Source organism: Luteimonas aquatica, from assembly GCF_022662575.1.
GTDB classification, from domain to species: Bacteria; Pseudomonadota; Gammaproteobacteria; order Xanthomonadales; family Xanthomonadaceae; genus Luteimonas; species Luteimonas aquatica.
Map to the genome: position 1 here is coordinate 1,036,733 of NZ_JALBFU010000001.1, position 16,100 is coordinate 1,052,832.

Annotated in this window: 14 protein-coding genes; 8 read left to right on the forward strand and 6 right to left on the reverse strand. The window is 70.2% G+C overall.

Going from position 1 to position 16,100, the window contains the following annotated elements; genetic code table 11:
• Positions 1 to 304: 304 nt before the first annotated feature.
• From MD221_RS04855 to grxC, 4 genes are all read right to left on the reverse strand, one after another.
• Positions 305 to 2,695, reverse strand: coding sequence for an XVIPCD domain-containing protein (locus tag MD221_RS04855; RefSeq protein ID WP_242108202.1), 2,391 nt, complete (start codon positions 2,693 to 2,695; stop codon positions 305 to 307).
• A gap of 146 nt (positions 2,696 to 2,841) precedes the next feature.
• The gene (locus tag MD221_RS04860) at positions 2,842 to 3,849 is read right to left on the reverse strand and encodes an isocitrate dehydrogenase (protein WP_242108203.1); all 1,008 of its coding nucleotides are present in this window, start codon (positions 3,847 to 3,849) and stop codon (positions 2,842 to 2,844) included.
• A gap of 118 nt (positions 3,850 to 3,967) precedes the next feature.
• Positions 3,968 to 4,372, reverse strand: a complete 405-nt coding sequence (locus tag MD221_RS04865) for a carboxymuconolactone decarboxylase family protein (RefSeq protein WP_242108204.1) — start codon at positions 4,370 to 4,372, stop codon at positions 3,968 to 3,970.
• Positions 4,369 to 4,647, reverse strand: a complete 279-nt coding sequence (gene grxC / locus MD221_RS04870; protein WP_242108206.1) for a glutaredoxin 3 — start codon at positions 4,645 to 4,647, stop codon at positions 4,369 to 4,371. The genes MD221_RS04865 and grxC overlap by 4 nt, the downstream gene beginning before the upstream one ends.
• Positions 4,648 to 4,886: 239 nt before the next feature.
• Here grxC and MD221_RS04875 point away from each other — a divergent pair, with 239 nt between their 5' ends.
• Positions 4,887 to 6,527 carry a M48 family metalloprotease gene (locus tag MD221_RS04875; RefSeq protein WP_425602218.1) on the forward strand — a complete coding sequence of 547 codons (1,641 nt, stop codon included), beginning with the start codon at positions 4,887 to 4,889 and terminating at the stop codon, positions 6,525 to 6,527.
• Positions 6,528 to 6,560: 33 nt separating this feature from the next.
• Here MD221_RS04875 and MD221_RS04880 read toward each other — a convergent pair whose 3' ends face one another.
• Positions 6,561 to 6,923 (reverse strand): hypothetical protein, encoded by a 363-nt coding sequence (locus tag MD221_RS04880; RefSeq protein ID WP_242108209.1) that lies wholly within the window; start codon positions 6,921 to 6,923, stop codon positions 6,561 to 6,563.
• 88 nt (positions 6,924 to 7,011) lie between these two features.
• A complete protein-coding gene (locus MD221_RS04885; protein ID WP_242108210.1) occupies positions 7,012 to 7,356 on the reverse strand; it encodes a hypothetical protein in 345 nt (114 codons plus the stop codon).
• Positions 7,357 to 7,485: 129 nt separating this feature from the next.
• Between MD221_RS04885 and phoB the strand changes: the two genes are divergently transcribed.
• From phoB to MD221_RS04920, 7 genes are all read left to right on the forward strand, one after another.
• A complete protein-coding gene (phoB, locus tag MD221_RS04890; RefSeq protein WP_242108211.1) occupies positions 7,486 to 8,175 on the forward strand; it encodes a phosphate regulon transcriptional regulator PhoB in 690 nt (229 codons plus the stop codon).
• Between the two features lie 169 nt (positions 8,176 to 8,344).
• On the forward strand, positions 8,345 to 9,679 hold the full coding sequence (phoR, locus tag MD221_RS04895; RefSeq protein WP_242108212.1) for a phosphate regulon sensor histidine kinase PhoR: 1,335 nt from the start codon (positions 8,345 to 8,347) through the stop codon (positions 9,677 to 9,679).
• The gene (gene ppk1, locus MD221_RS04900) at positions 9,676 to 11,787 is read left to right on the forward strand and encodes a polyphosphate kinase 1 (RefSeq protein ID WP_242108213.1); all 2,112 of its coding nucleotides are present in this window, start codon (positions 9,676 to 9,678) and stop codon (positions 11,785 to 11,787) included. The genes phoR and ppk1 overlap by 4 nt, the downstream gene beginning before the upstream one ends.
• A 97-nt stretch (positions 11,788 to 11,884) precedes the next feature.
• Positions 11,885 to 13,417, forward strand: coding sequence for an exopolyphosphatase (ppx, locus tag MD221_RS04905; RefSeq protein ID WP_242108214.1), 1,533 nt, complete (start codon positions 11,885 to 11,887; stop codon positions 13,415 to 13,417).
• A gap of 108 nt (positions 13,418 to 13,525) precedes the next feature.
• Positions 13,526 to 14,257, forward strand: a complete 732-nt coding sequence (locus tag MD221_RS04910) for a tellurite resistance TerB family protein (protein ID WP_242108215.1) — start codon at positions 13,526 to 13,528, stop codon at positions 14,255 to 14,257.
• Between the two features lie 137 nt (positions 14,258 to 14,394).
• The gene (locus MD221_RS04915) at positions 14,395 to 15,546 is read left to right on the forward strand and encodes a glycosyltransferase family 4 protein (RefSeq protein ID WP_242108216.1); all 1,152 of its coding nucleotides are present in this window, start codon (positions 14,395 to 14,397) and stop codon (positions 15,544 to 15,546) included.
• On the forward strand, positions 15,524 to 16,075 hold the full coding sequence (locus tag MD221_RS04920; protein WP_425602201.1) for a phosphatase PAP2 family protein: 552 nt from the start codon (positions 15,524 to 15,526) through the stop codon (positions 16,073 to 16,075). The genes MD221_RS04915 and MD221_RS04920 overlap by 23 nt, the downstream gene beginning before the upstream one ends.
• The last annotated feature ends 25 nt before the right edge of the window (positions 16,076 to 16,100 follow it).

A 16,100-nucleotide genomic window follows, 5' to 3' on the forward strand; every position in this document is an offset into this window, starting at 1 on the left:
AGCAATCGCGCTGTCCAGCGCACCGCCGGAACGATCGCCTCGCGGGGATGGAACGCGCCTGGGCCGGGGTGCGTGAATGGCTTCCGGCAATCTCCGAGCTAGCTGCGACAGACGGGTCGAACCGCCGGGCCGGCAGGTGGCGCAGGCGGCACGAAATCCACAAGAAAGGCTGGCAGGGCCAAGCCGGCATCCCGGAAGGCAGCCTTGGCCTGAAGTCAGGCGCCGCCGTGCCACTGTGGAAAGCACAAGGACCGTCAATGCATCCCGATCGCGGACCGGCGCAGGCCGGCCGGCGACGCCTGCCCTACTTCACCGCCACCGCCGCGTTCTGGGCCTGGGTTTCCGCAGTGCGCCTGGTCTGTTCGTCCTGCGACTGCCGCTCGGTTTCCGCGCTCAGCTGCCGCTGACTCTGCTCCAGCGGCACCGTGGCCGCCTGCTCGCGATTCACGTGGGCGCGGATGGTGTCGTGTTCGTTGCCCGGATTGCGCTGCACCGCGATCAGGTTCTTGCCGTCCTGGCCGAGCACCACCTCGTCGATCCGCGACATGCCGTTCTGCCTGGCGCCGAGCGCCAGTTGCGCGGCGGCGCGTTCTGCATCCTCATGATTGGCGTAGCCGCCGGATTGGGCGCCAAGCGCGCCGATCCGCTGCCTGGCCTGATCGAGCAGCGGATCCGCGGCCTGCGCCTTGGCCGGATTGGCGGCCAGCCAGTTGGCCGCCGCGTCGAGCCCCTGGACCGCGCCGTCGTTCCCGGCGTTCGCGATGCCCCCTTTCGCGCCTTGCAGCTTGGCGATCAGGTCCTGGTCCGACCCGATCGATTTCCCGTCGAAGGTCAGTGCGCCGGTCAGGGTGCGCATCACCGCTTCCGCGCCCTCGTTGTTGCCGCCGTTGCCGACGGCGGCCTTGAGCATGCCGAACAGGCGCTCGCCCTCGATGCCGTGCCGGTTCACGCCCGGCAGGGCATAGTTCGACCAGGCTTGATCGCGCAGCAGGTCGGGCGCGTCCTTGGCCAGTTCCTGGATCTGCTCCGGCCGCAGGCCGACACGCAGCATGCCGTCGATCGCCAGGCGGTCGGCGCCCAGCAGTCCCTGCTTGACCTTCGGATCGGTGACGCCGGCGGCTTCCAGCAGCTTCCCCGCTTCGCGGCGCAGTTCCGCCTCGTCGAGCTTGTCGCCGAAATACTGCCCGCCGAGCGAAACGGCCGCGCCGCCGGCCGCGACCAGCTCCCCGGCCGGCGCTGTCGCCGGGAACGTTGCCATGGCGCTTCCCACGCTGTTGGCCACGTCGCCGGCGGCGGCCACCAGGTAGCCCGCGTTGCCGCCGTCGATCCCCTTGCGGAAATTGATGCCGGCCGAAGCGCCGGCCGCGACCGCCCCCAGGGCCGGCGTCAGCCGGGTCAGGAATTCGGCCGATTTCACCGCGCCCTGCCCGGCCATGCCCGCATTGGCGAGCCCCTTGGTCGCGCCGGCCACGATTTCGAGCCCGCCCTTGCTGCCGCCGGCGAGTTCCTTGACCTTCTCGAAATAGTCGTCGGAGCCGAGGCCCTTCTGGATGCCCGCCTGGACCTTGTAGGCGCCGAACACGATGCCGGCCGCGGCCATGCCGCGGTCCATCGCGCTCGCCTCGGCGGTGCCGAGCACCTTGTCGAACTTCGCGCCGAGCTTGCCGAGCTTGTCGAAATCCCCGGCCGAGCCGGCCTGGTAGTTCTCCCAGGCCGACTGCACTTTCTTCCCCGCGCCATAGGCCTTGTAGGCCGTCAGGTACGGCTCCATCAGCTCCTTGAATTCGGCCTCCGCCTTGCCGCTGTCGGGCGCGTTCTTGGCCAGCAGCTGCCCGGCCGCGCTGACCGCCGCCGGCCCGGTAATGTCCTCGTCGATCTTGTCGAAGCCCTGGAACGCCCTGGCGATCGGCGAATTCGGATCCTTGCGGATCTCGGTCAGCATCTCGACCGCGGCCACGCCCTGCCCGTTGTTGGCCAGCGACTTCATCGAGTCGTACAGCTGCTGGCGCGCCTCGGGGTCGCGGACCGCCGCGTCGAACAGTTCGCTGCGGTTGTCCTTCAGGTGCCGCGCGAGCTTCTCCCCGGTCTCGGCGCTGCGCTTGTAGTCCTCGACGTTGGCCGGATCCTTGCGGAAGGCCTCGACGTATTTCTCCTGCTGGTCCTTGTCGAGCGCCGGGAAGAACGCCTGGGCGCCCTTCATCAGCCGCTCGCTGCGCTGCTCCGCCGCGGCATTGGCCTTGTCGAAATCCTTCTGCACGTCCTGCAGCCCGGCCTTGGCGCCGTCCGACTCCGGCGTCCGGCCCATGGACTGGATGTTCAGGTCCTCGCCGAGCGACTTCCACTTCGGGTCCTTGAGCGCGAGGTCGCGCACGACCGCATCGGTGAAGGGGGCCGGTCCTTCCCACGGATGCTCCATCGCCGCGCCGAGCGCCTTGAGGACGACGCTGCGCTGCTTGTCGCTGTACATCACGCCGTACTCGCCGGCGGGGGTCTTGTTGAACGGATCGGCGACGCCCTCGAGCTTGCCGTCGGCATAGGCGCGCTGCACCAGCTGCGCCAGGTACTCCGGCTCGTTGGTGTGCACTTCCATCAGCTTGAGCAGGCCGTTGATCGGCTGGGCGCGCAGGAAGTCCTGGTAGTCCTGATCGGCGCGGGCGCGGTCGGGGGAAATCGCGGTCGAGGCGGCGTCGGCCATGGCGGTTCAGTCCTTTGATCGACTCGGGGGAATGGACTCGGGCGACGGAAGGCATCCTTGCCTTGTCCGTGCGTGATGCCCGTGTTATATCAAACCTGCCGCGCCGTCGGAAGTGACTGTCGCTTCCGGGACGCGGCAGTCCGCATTCAGATTCTGCTGGCGATCGCCTTGGCGAAGCTCATCGTGTTGCCCGTGCCGCCGAGGTCCGGCGTCAGCGAATCCTTGGCCTCGAGCGTGGCGACGATCGCCTCGCGCAGGCGCGTGGCCTTCTCGGGCAGGCCGAGATGATCGAGCATCTGCGCCGCGCCGAGCAGCAGCGCGCAGGGATTGGCGATGCCCTTGCCGGCGATGTCCGGCGCCGAGCCGTGCACGGCCTCGAAGATCGCCGCGTCGGTGCCGATGTTGGCGCCCGGCGCCAGGCCCAGGCCGCCGACCAGGCCGGCGCACAGGTCGGAGATGATGTCGCCGAACAGGTTGGTGGTGACGATGATGTCGAACTGCTCCGGCCGCATTACCAGCTGCATGCAGGTGTTGTCGACGATCATCTCGTTGCACTGGATTTCCGGGTACTGCGCCGCCACCTCGCGCGCCACCTTCAGGAACAGGCCCGAGGTCGACTTGAGGATGTTGGCCTTGTGCACCACCGTGACCTTCTTGCGGCCGGTCTTGCGCGCCAGGTCGAAGGCGTAGCGCACGATGCGCTCGGATCCCTTGCGGGTGATCTTCTGGGTGAGCGTGGCGGTGGCGCCGTCCTCGCTGACGCTCTGGCCCTCGCCGATGTAGGCGCCCTCGGTATTCTCGCGCACCGTGATCAGGTCCACGCCGCTGGGGAAGCGCGACTTGGTGTTGGGGAACGACTTGGCGGGGCGCACGTTGGCGTACAGGTCGAAGCGCTTGCGCAGCTCGACGTTGATCGAGCTGAAGCCCTCGCCGACCGGAGTGGTCAACGGGCTCTTCAGGGCGACGCGGTTCTTGCGGATCGAATCCATGGTCGCCTGCGGCAGCAGCTCGCCATGCTTCTCGAGCGCGACCAGGCCGGCGTCGGCGTCTTCGTACTGCAGGCCGAGGTCCATCGCGTCGAGCACGTGCAGGGTGGCGTCCATGATCTCCGGGCCGATGCCGTCGCCGCGGATGACCGTAATCGTCTGGGTCATTGGTGTGGGGTCCATGCTGAAGCGCGCCCCGCGGCTGCGCGGGGCGCGAAAGTCGAAAAATCAGCTGGATATTATGCCGCAAGCGCGCCCGGCTTGCAGGCGCGCGCCGCCCGCCCGCTCAGCCGTGGTCGTGCGCGGCGGGCGTGCCGGCTTCGCCCTGTTCCAGCTGGTCCAGGAAATCCACGGCCCGGCGCAGGTGCGGGATGACGATGCTGCCGCCCACCACCAGCCCGACCGAGAAGGTCTCGAACATCTCCTCGCGGTCGACGCCGGCCTCGCGGCATTGCGCGACGTGGTAGCTGATGCAGTCGTCGCAGCGCAGCACCAGCGAGGCGACCAGGCCGAGCAGCTCCTTGGTTTTCACGTCCAGCGCTCCGGCCTGGTAGGTCTGGGTGTCCAGGGCGAAGAAGCGGCGCACCACCTGGTTGGGTTCGGCCAGGATGCGCTCGTTCATGCGCTTGCGGAATTCCGTGAACGCGCGAACCCGATCGCTGTCGCCCTCCCCCTCGCCGCCAGCGCTCATGCGCCCTCCCCGGCCAGCAGGGCCTCGAGCTTCCCGGCCCGGTGCAGGGCCATCATGTCGTCGTAGCCGCCGACGTGGGTGGCGCCGATGAAGATCTGCGGCACGCTGGTGCGCCGGGTCAGCGCCATCATCTTCTCGCGCTCGGCGGGATCGAGGTCGATGCGCACCTCGTTCCATGCCAGGCCGCGGCCCTTGAGGAAGTTCTTGGCCGCCACGCAATAGGCGCAGGCGGCGCCGGTGTAGAGGGTGATCTCGGGAGGATTGCGGCCGTTCAAGACGGTCTCCTGAACTAAGAAGGCGGGGTGTGGTCTATCTGGGGGCCCGGCGGAGGCTCGCCAGGGACACGGCTGCAACACTGCCGGCCGCGCGCGGAGCCAATGACGAGCGGCGGCCATTATGAAAGGTCCGCGCCCGCGCCTCCAATCCGCCTTAACCCGATGTTCACGCCTCCGCCCCGCCCGCCCCTCATGCTGACCGCCTGACGACCGAAGACCGCCCGATGCGTTCGCTCCTGATGCGCCCCTTGCTGTTCGCCGCCGCCCTGACCCTGCTCGTGGCCAGCCTGTGCGCCCCCGCGCAGGAAAACCGGCTGCCGGACATCGGCTCGTCGGCCGGCACCGTGCTCGGCCCTGCCGAGCAGAAGGAATACGGGCAGATGATGCTGGCGCAGCTGCGCCACTACGACTACATCCTCGAGGACCCGCTGATCGACGACTGGCTGCGCACGCTCGGCACCCGCCTGGGCGCGGCCAGCGACAACCCCAAGCAGGACTTCACCTTCTTCATGATGAAGGACCGGCAGATCAACGCCTTCGCCACCCTGGGCGGCTACGTCGGCGTCAACGCCGGCCTGGTGCTGGCCGCCGACGAGGAGGATGAGGTGGCGGGCGTGCTCGGCCACGAGATCGCCCACGTCACCCAGCAGCACGTGCTGCGCAGCGTCGAGCGGGCCAAGCGCGACAGCGTGCCGATCCTGCTGGCGATGCTGGGCGCGATCGCGATCTCGCAGACCGGCGGCAACTCCTCCGGCGACGCGGCCATGGCCGCGATGGCCAGCGCCCAGGGCATCGCCGCGCAGCGCCAGATCAACTACACCCGCTCCAACGAGTCCGAGGCCGACCGCATCGGCATCCAGACGCTGGCGCGCAGCGGCTACGACCCGCGCGCGATGGCGCAGATGTTCGAGACCATGCAGGCGCTCTCGCGCGTGAACCGCGGCGGCGAGAAGGAGCGCGCGCCCGACTATCTCCTGACCCACCCGGTCACCACGCTGCGCATCGCCGAGGCCAAGGAACGCGCCGAGCGCCTGATCAACAGCGGGCGCAACGTGCGCGCCAAGACCTCGACCCCGGACGCGGTGCGGGTCGAGCAGGTGCCCGTGCCCGAGGGACCGGTCAGTTCCGCGCCGATCCACGGCAATCCGCTGCTGCCCAGCGCCCTGAATCTCGCCATCGACGGCCTCTACCGCAACGACGGGACCACCTACGGCTGGGCGCGCGAGCGCCTGCGCGTGCTCAGCGCCGACACCCCATCCGCGGCGGTGCAGGAATACGAGCGCATGGCGCGCAGCGCCAAGCTCAGCGACGCCCAGCGCTACGGCCTGGCGCTGGCGCGCACGCTCACCGGCAGCAGCGGCGCGGCGATCGGCGACCTGGAAACGCTGCTGGGCGAATATCCCGGCGACCTCTGGCTCTCGCTGGCCCTGGCCCAGGCCGAGGCCCGCTCGGGCAAGCAGGCCGCCGCCGACGCCCGTTTCAAGGCGCTGCTCGCGCGCATGCCCAACAACCGCGCGGTCGCCCTGGCCTATGCCGCCGTGCTCGGCGAGCGCAACGACAAGGCCGCGGGTCAGCAGGCGCAGGCGATCCTGCGGCCGCTGCTGGGCTCGGCCAGCGACGACCCGCTGTTCCAGACCACCTTCGCCCGCGCCAACGAGATCGCCGGCGACGGCGTGCGCGCCGGCGAGGCCTACGCCGAGGCCGCCTATCTCAACGGCCGTGCCGAGCAGGCCCTGGTGCAGCTCAACAACCTGAAGAAGCGCGACGACCTGGACTACTACGCCCGCGCCCGCATCGATGCGCGCATCGCGGCGATCACGCCGACGGTGCTGGAACTGCGCCGGCAGGGCGTGAGAGACCAGGACCTGCGGCCGCAGTAGTCGCCGCTCCAACGCGCCGAACAACGCACCGCTTCACTCCTTGAGCAGCGCGCGCAGCTGTTCGTTGGTGTAGAAGCGCGTGCTGATGATCTCCCTGGTGTTGCCGGGCGCGAAATCCTCGTCGAAGACGAGAACGGGACCATACACGGTGCCGACCAGCTCCCCGAAACCCGACAGGCTGCAAAGGATCGTGAGCCTGTACCCGTGCCCGACGTAGAACGTCGTGCCGCCGTCCGAGGGCAGCGCCGCACCCTCGTCGAACCGGGCGAACGTCGGCTTGCGGCCGGCGGCGACATCCTGGAAATCGCGCGCCGCCTCGCTGATCGTGCGCCGCTGCGACGGCGACAGGCCGGACAGGTCGACGCCCGCGAACGGATCGTCCGCCGTTCGCGGCACAGGCGCGGCCGGAGGCTGGGTAGCGGAGGGCCGGCACGATCCCGTCATCAGGACCACCGCGACGAAAACGGCGAAACGGCGCCTGCCGTCACTCCTTCCTCCGCAGTTCGACCCCGTCCACCACCATCGTCCAGCCCTGCGCGCCCTGCCTGGGCGGCTGGCTCACCTTGAATCGCGTGGTCATCGGTCCGAGGCCGACCACGAAATCGTCGCCCTCGAAGGTTTTGAGCGGCGCGTTCAGGGATTTGCTCATCCCCGGCCGCTCGCGCTTGTAGCTGACCATGCCGCCGGCATCGATGGCCAGGGTCATCTCCTCGGCGCCGCGCAGGCCGGTCCAGATGCCGACATAGTCCTGGCGCTCGGCCGGCAGCGGCTTGGCGCAGGCCGCCAGCGCCAGCAGGCAGGCGGCAAAAAACGGCAGAAAACGTTTCATCGGCCCCTCCTTCGTTCCCCAGCCCGCAGTCTAGCCGGGGATGACCGCGAACACGCCGGAAAGGGTGTAATGTGAGCGTCATAAAACTGTCGTCTAATCCCGACGTCCAGGACTTCACCCTTGCAAAGCATGCAAAAACGCATCCTGATCGTCGACGATGAGCCCGCTATCCGCGACATGGTCGCCTTCGCCCTGCGCAAGGGCGAATACGAACCCGCGCATGCCGGCGATGCCCGCGAGGCGCAGGCGTCGATCGCCGACCGCGTCCCCGACCTGATCCTGCTCGACTGGATGCTGCCCGGCACCAGCGGCATCGAGCTGGCCCGGCGCTGGCGCCGCGAGGCGCTGACCCGCGAGGTGCCGATCATCATGCTCACCGCGCGCGGCGAGGAGAACGACCGCGTCGGCGGCCTCGAGGCCGGCGTCGACGACTACGTGGTCAAGCCCTTCTCCTCGCGGGAACTGCTGGCGCGCATCCGCGCCGTGATGCGCCGCTCGCGCGAGGACGACGAGGACGGCAGCGTCAGCGTCGGCCAGTTGCGCATCGACGGCAGCGCGCACCGCGTCTACGCCAGCGACCAGCCGGTGGCGATCGGCCCCACCGAGTATCGCCTGCTGCACTTCTTCATGACCCACCCCGAACGCGTCTACACGCGCTCGCAGCTGCTCGACCACGTCTGGGGCGGAAGCGTCTACGTCGAGGAGCGTACCGTCGACGTGCACATCCGCCGCCTGCGCAAGACGCTCGAGCCGACCGGCCTGGAGGGCATGGTGCAGACGGTGCGCGGCGCGGGCTACCGCTTCTCCGCCGCGATGTGAGCCGCATCGGGCCGGCGATCCCCGCTTCGCCGCCCCGGCATGCCTCGCGAGCGCTTTTGCCCTTGCCTTCGATGAGGATCAAAATGCGTTCCGGCCCGCGCCGGAACGACGGCCACACGCTCCGCGTCTTCCCGCAATCCCGACTCCGCCCCACCGACTCCGGCCCTTCATGCCCCCCCACGCCCGCACCGCCTGGATCAAAACGCTCGGCCAGCTGGCGCTGATCCTGGTCGCGGCGCTGGTGCTGGGCCTGCTGGTCGGACACCCGTGGCCGGTGCTCACCCTCGCCGCGCTCGGCGTGGTCGCCTGGCATTACTGGAAGCTGCGCGAGGTGCTGGTGCGGCTGACCTCGCGGCAATGGCTGGCGCCGCCGGCCGCCGGCAACGGCGTGTGGAGCGAGCTGCACCGCCTGCTCTACCGCAGCCAGGACGAGACCCGTTCGCGCAAGCAGCGCCTGGTCGAGATGCTGCGCGCCTACAGCGCCGCCGCCGCCGCCCTGCCCGACGCGGTGGTGGTGCTGGAGCGCAACAACCAGCGCGTGCGCTGGTTCAACGACGCCGCCACCAGCCTGCTCGGCCTGAACTACCCGGACGACATCGACGCGCCGCTGGGCGAGCGCCTGCAGCCGCTGTCGGTCGCGCACTGGCTCGCCGCCGGACGCAACGCCGAGCCCATGCTCGACGCGGCCTCGCCCGCCGACCCGTCGGTGCGCCTGAGCCTGCGCCTGATCCCCTATTCCGACGAACTGTGGCTGCTGGTGGCGCGCGACGTCAGCAAGCTGATGCGCCTGGAGCAGATGCGCCGCGACTTCGTCGCCAACGTCTCGCACGAGCTGCGCACCCCGCTGACCGTGGTGCACGGCTACCTGGACATGCTCGATCCGGCCGACCAGCCGGAATGGGCGCCGATGCTCGGCGAGATGCAGCGCCAGTCGCAGCGCATGACCCAGCTGGTCGAGGACCTGCTCACCCTCTCGCGCCTGGAGGCGCAGGACAGCCTGGCCGACGAATCGGTGGCGATGACGCCGATGCTGGCCACGCTCAAGCGCGAGGCCGAGGCGCTGAGCCAGCGCCGCCACGAGATCGACGTCGAGGACGAGGCGCAGGTCGACCTGTGGGGCTCGATCAAGGAACTGCACAGCGCCTTCTCCAACCTCGTCGCCAACGCGGTGCGCTACACCCCGGCCGGCGGCCGCATCGGCATCCGCTTCTCGCGCGCCGAGGACGGCGGCGCCGTGCTTTCCGTGCAGGACACCGGCTACGGCATCCCCGCCGCGCACCTGCCGCGCATCACCGAACGCTTCTACCGCGTCTCCACCAGCCGCTCGCGCGAACTGGGCGGCACCGGCCTCGGCCTTTCGATCGTCAAGCACGTGCTGCAGCTGCACCAGGCCCGGCTCGAGATCGAGAGCGAAGTCGGCCGCGGCAGCGTGTTCTCCTGCCATTTCGGCCCCGAGCGCGTTCGCGCGCGCGACCTGATCCATCCATTTCCGGCCCCGACATGAATCCTCCCGCCGTCGCCAACCTCGAAACCCCGGCCCCGGACAGCAACGCGCAGCCCGACGCCCTGCGCGACACCGCGCTGTATTTCAACCGGGAACTGTCGCAGCTGGACTTCAACTTCCGCGTGCTGGCCCAGGCGCAGGACGAGTCGGTGCCGCTGCTCGAGCGCCTGCGCTACCTGTGCATCTCCTGCACCAACCTGGACGAGTTCTTCGAGATCCGCGCCGCCACCGTGCGCCACGCGCAGGACTTCGGCGTGACGCTGCCCGCCGACGGCATCGCCCCGGCGACCCTGCTCAAGCGCATCCACGACCGCGCCGCGGAGCTGGTGGAGGCGCAGTACCGCTGCTGGAACCACGAACTGCGGCCGGCGCTGAAGGAGGCAGGCATCCGCGTGCTCGAGCGCGAGGCCTGGAACGCCAAGCAGACCCGCTGGCTGCGCGCCTACTTCCGCGACGAGATCCTGCCGGTGCTCTCCCCGCTCGGGCTCGATCCCGCGCATCCGTTCCCGAAGATCCTCAACAAGTCGCTCAACATCGTGGTCGTGCTCAAGGGCAAGGACGCGTTCGGGCGCACCGGCAACCTCGCCATCGTGCGCGCGCCGCGCTCGCTGCCGCGCATCATCCAGCTGCCGCAGAAGATTTCCGGCGGCGAGTACGATTTCGTGTTCCTGTCCTCGGTGCTGTCGGAGTTCGTGGACGAACTGTTTCCGGGCATGGAGGTCAAGGGCGCCTACCAGTTCCGCGTCACCCGCAACTCCGAGCTGATCGTCGACGAGGACGAGGTCGAGAACCTCGCCCTGGCGCTGCGCGACGAGCTGGTCGGCCGCGGCTACCTGCGCGCGATGCGCCTGGAGATCGCCGCGCAGTGCCCCAAGCCGATCGTGCAGACGCTGCTGCGCAACTTCGACCTCACCGACAACGCCGTCTACCGCATCAACGGCGCAGTCAACCTCAACCGCATCGTGCAGATCTACGACCAGGTCGAGCGGCCGGACCTGAAGTTCCCGCCGTTCCAGTCGCGCCTGCTCGCCGACAGCGACGCCATGTTCGAGCGCGTGGCCGAGGGCGACGTGCTGCTGCACCATCCCTTCGACAGCTTCGCGGCGGTGGTGGAGCTGATCAAGCAGGCCGCCGAGGACCCGAACGTCCTGGCGATCAAGCAGACGCTCTACCGCACCGGCAAGGACTCGGCCATCGTCGAGCAGCTGGTGCAGGCCGCGCGCAACGGCAAGGACGTCACCGCGGTGGTGGAGCTGCGCGCGCGCTTCGACGAGGAGGCCAACCTCGCCTTCGCCGACCGCCTGCAGGAGGCGGGCGTGCAGGTGGTGTACGGCGTGGTCGGCTACAAGACCCACGCCAAGATGCTGCTGATCGTGCGCCGCGAGGGCCGCAAGCTGCGCCGCTACGTGCACCTGGGCACAGGCAACTATCACGCCGGCACCGCGCGCGTGTATACCGATCTGGGGCTGATCACCGCCGACCCCGACATCGGCAACGACGTGCACCTGATCTTCCAGCAGCTGTCCGGCCTGGCGCCGGCGATCAAGCTCAAGCGCCTGCTGCAGTCGCCCTTCACCCTGCACACCGGCGTGCTCGCGCGCATCGGGCGCGAGACCAGGCACGCCAAGGCGGGCAAGCCCGCGCGTATCATCGCCAAGATGAACGCCCTCAACGAGCCCGAGGTGGTGCGCGCGCTGTACGCGGCCTCGCAGGCCGGCGTGCGCATCGACCTGATCGTGCGCGGCGCCTGCACCCTGCGGCCCGGCGTGCCCGGCGTGTCGGAGAACATCCGCGTGCGCTCCATCGTCGGACGCTTCCTCGAGCACAGCCGCGTGTACTGGTTCGCCAACGACGGCGACCCCGACCTGTTCTGCACCAGCGCCGACTGGCTGGAGCGCAACCTGCTGCGGCGCGTGGAGACCGGCTTCCCGATCCTCGACCCCGTGCTCGCCGAACGCGTGCAGGACGAGGCGCTGGACAACTACCTGGCCGACAACCTCAACGCCTGGGAACTGCAGAGCGACGGCGAATACCGCAAGCTGCAGCCGGAGGACGGCGAGATGCCGCATTCCGCGCAGGCGGCCCTGCTGGCTAAAATCTGCGGATGACCGACGCGATGCGAATCCAGAGGCGGGCAACGGGAGACGACGGCCGCGCCGCCGCTCCCCTGCCGCTCCCCGCCGCTCACCCCTTGCTCTGCGCCCCATGAGTCCCGCCCTCGTCCGCGCCGCCGCGGCGCCGCTGCAGGACGGCGAACTGCTGGCCGCCATCGACCTCGGGTCCAACAGCTTCCACATGGTGGTGGCGCGCTACATGCTCGGCCAGCTGCGCACCATCGACCGCATCCGCGAGACCGTGCGCCTGGCCGAAGGCCTGGACGGCAAGGGCGGCCTGCGCACGGACGTGCGCCAGCGCGCGCTGGAGTGCCTGGCGCGCTTCGGCCAGCGCATCCGCGACATCCCGCCCGAGCGCGTGCGCGCGGTGGCCACCAATACCGTGCGCGCGCTGTCGGCGCCGCAGGCTTTCCTGGTGCCGGCGGAAACCGCGCTCGGCCACGCCATCGAAGTGGTCTCCGGCCGCGAGGAGGCGCGCCTGGTCTATCTCGGCGTCGCCCACGCCCAGCCGCCCAAGGCCGGCCAGCTGCGCCTGGTGATCGACATCGGCGGCGGCTCGACCGAATGCATCATCGGCAGCGGCTTCGACGCGATCGAGCGCGAAAGCCTGCAGGTGGGCTGCGTGGCCAGCACGCGCCGCTTCTTCCCCAACGGCAAGCTCTCGCGCAAGCGCTGGAAGGAGGCGCTGACCGAGGTCGGCGCGGAATTCCAGCAGTTCGCCGGCATCTACCGCTCGCTGGGATGGAACGAGGTGCTCGGCTCCTCCGGCACCAACAAGGCCATCGGCGAGATCTGCGCGGCGATGAAGCTCACCAAGGGCGCGGTCACCGCCGAGGCCCTGCCGGCGGTGCGCGACCGCCTGCTGCAGGCCGACAGCATCGATGCCATCGCCCTGCCCGGCCTGTCCGACGACCGCCGCCCGATCATCGCCGGCGGCGTGCTGGTGCTGGAGGCCGCCTTCGAGGCGCTCGGCATCCAGCGCATGGCGGTGAGCAAGGCGGCGCTGCGCGAGGGCGTGCTGCACGACATGGTCGGCCGCGCCGGCGACGACGATCCGCGCGACACTTCGATCGCCGCGCTCATGCAGCGCTACGCCATCGACGCCAAGCAGGCGTCGCTGGTGGAGGCGACCGCGCTGCACCTGTTCGACCAGGTCGCCGAGACCTGGGAGCTCAACGCCGACGACCGCCTCATGCTGGGATGGGCCGCGCGCGTGCACGAGCTCGGCCTGGCGATCGCGCACAGCCAGTACCACGTGCACGGCGCCTACGTGCTGGAGCACTCGGACATCGCGGGTTTCTCACGCCAGGAACAGCAGTTCCTGGCCGCCCTGGTGCGCGCGCATCGCCGCAAGATCTCCAAGTCCAACTTCAACGCCCTGCCCGACCGCCTGCTGGCGGCGGCGCGGCGCAACGCCGCGCTGCTGCGCGTGGCCGTGCTGCTGCATCGCGCCCACGAGACCGAGGCGATCTCCCAGCTCGACGCCGCCGCCGAGGGTCCGGCCCTGGCCATCGCGCTGTCCAAGCGCTGGCTGGAGGCGCGCCCGCTGCTGCGCGCCGACCTCGCCGGCGAGCCGGACGACCTCGAGGCGCTCGGCATCGTCCTGGCGATCGAGCAGATCTGAGCCGCTTGCGCGCCTGAACCACCCGGCGGCCGCGCGGCCGCCTGCTTGAAGCCCCCGGCCATCGCCCATAGCTCATCGGGAACGACCCGACGCGACGGAGCGATCTGCATGAAGACCCAGGGCTTTCTGGACCAGTTGCTGAAGACCGCGCAGGACAGCCTCGGCGGCGGCGGGCTCGACGGCCTGCTCGGCAACAAGGCCCCGGCCCCGCGGCCGTCGCAGGCGCCGCAGCAGGAGAAGCGCGGCATCCTCGGCACCGATTTCCTGAACGCCGATTTCGGCAAGGGCGCCCTGGCCGGCGGCGCGCTCGGCCTGCTGCTGGGCAACAAGAAGGTGCGCAAGAAGGCCGGCAAGCTGGCCCTGTACGGCGGCGTCGCCGCGGTCGGCGTGCTGGCCTACAAGGCCTACGGCGACTATCGCCGGCAACAGGGACAGGCGGGCGTCGAACCGCAGACGGTCGACCGCCTGCCGCCGCCGCAGGCCGAGCAGCACAGCCAGGCCATCCTCAAGGCCCTGGTCGCCGCCGCCAAGGCCGACGGCCACATCGACGCCCGCGAGCGCGAGGTGATCGAAGGCGAGTTCACCCGCATCGACAACGATCCGCAGCTGCGCCAGTGGCTGCATGCCGAACTGGAGAAGCCGCTCGATCCGGCGGAAGTGGCCAGCGCCGCCGCCACCCCGGAGATCGCCTCGGAGATGTACCTGGCCAGCCTGCTCGCCGCCGACGAGCAGAGCTACATGGAGCGCGCCTATCTCGACGAGCTCGCGCGCCAGCTCAAGATCGACGACGCGCTGAAGGCGCGACTCGAACAGCAGCTGCAGCAGGCCGGGGAAAGCTGATCCAAGGCACGGCGCGCGAGCGCCACGCGCCTTCCGCGGGCGATGACGGCTGTCTCGATCCCGTCATGAAACCGCCATCTTGACGTCACCGGCATCCGGGAGGATGCCGGCATCCGAACACAGCCCGGACGCCGCGTATGCATTACGCGATCGTGACCGAAACCTGGCCGCCAGAAGTCAACGGTGTCGCGTTGACGGTGCATTCGTTGGCGCAGGGGCTGCGCTCGCGCGGGCATGAGGTCTCCCTGGTGCGCCCGCGCCAGCACGGCGCGCAACAGGCCTCGGCCGGCGAAACCCTGGTGCGCGGCGCGGGCCTGCCGCGCTATCCCGGCCTGAAGTTCGGCTTTCCCGCCGGCGGCCGCCTGTCGCGGCTCTGGCATGGGCACCGCCCCGACGCGATCTACGTCGCCACCGAGGGGCCGCTCGGCTGGTCGGCGTTGCGCGCCGCGCGCAGGCTCGGCATCCCCGTCGCCACCGGCTTCCACACCCGCTTCGACAGCTACATGCGCGATTACGGCGCCGCCTTCCTGGAAGGCGTGGCGCTGCGCTGGATGCGCCATTTCCACAACGGCGCCGACACCACGCTGGTCCCCACGCGCGAGCTGCAGGCGTTCCTGCAAGGCAGCGGCTTCCACGACGTGACGCTGCTGCCGCGCGCGGTGGACACGGCGCTGTTCGACCCGGCCAGGCGCGATGCCGCGCTGCGCGCCGAATGGGGCATCGACGAGGACGCAGTGGCGGCGATCTACGTGGGCCGCATCGCCGCCGAGAAGAACCTGGCGCTGGCCGTGCGCGCCTTCCGCGCGCTGCAGGCGCAGCAGCCGCGGGCGCGCTTCGTCTGGATCGGCGACGGCCCGGCGCGCGAACGGCTGCAGCAGGAGCATCCGGACTTCATCTTTCGCGGCGTGCAGCGCGACGAGGCGCTGGCGCGGCATTTCGCCGGCGGCGACCTGTTCCTGTTCCCCAGCCATTCGGAAACCTTCGGCAACGTGACGCTGGAGGCGATGGCCAGCGGCGTGCCGACGGTGGCCTTCGACTACGGCGCCGCGCGCGAGTACCTGCGCGATGGCGTGCACGGCGCCGCCATCGCCAACGGCGACGACGCCGGCTTCGTCGAGGCCGCCTGCCGCATCGGCGGCGACCGCGCGCTGCGCGCCGCGATGGGCGCGGCCGCGCGCGACGCGGTGGCGAGCCTGCGGCCGGAACAGGTGGCGGCGGAATTCGACGCCATCCTGGAAAGACTCGCGCACACACGAGGAGGCGCCAATGCAGGTGCTGTCGCCGCGTAGCCGCATGCTCGCCCGCGAATCGGGCTGGTGCCTGCGCGCCAACCGCTACGGGGCGCGCGACGGCGTGCGCCGCTTCTTCGCCGCCGTCAGCCGCCTGGGCGACGGCGCGTTCTGGTACGCGCTGATGGCGCTGCTGGTGGTGTGCGACGGCCTGGACGGCCTGTTCGCCTCCGCGCACATGGCCTGCACCGGCGTGGTGGCCCTGCTGCTGTACAAGGGCCTCAAGCGCTGGACGCGGCGGCCGCGGCCGTTCAAGTCGGACGTGCGCATCCGCGCCTGGGTGGCGCCGCTGGACGAGTTCAGCTTCCCGTCCGGCCATACGCTGCACGCCGTCGCCTTCACCCTGGTGGCGATCGCGCACTATCCCGCGCTGGCCTGGCTGCTGCTGCCGTTCGCGGCCAGCGTGGCGCTCTCGCGCGTCGTGCTCGGCCTGCACTACCCCAGCGACGTGCTGGCCGCCACCGCGATCGGGAGCGGGCTGGCCGGCTTCTCCCTGTGGCTGGTGCCCAACGCGAGCCTGATGGCCTGATGCGGCGACGCCCGGCCGGAACGGC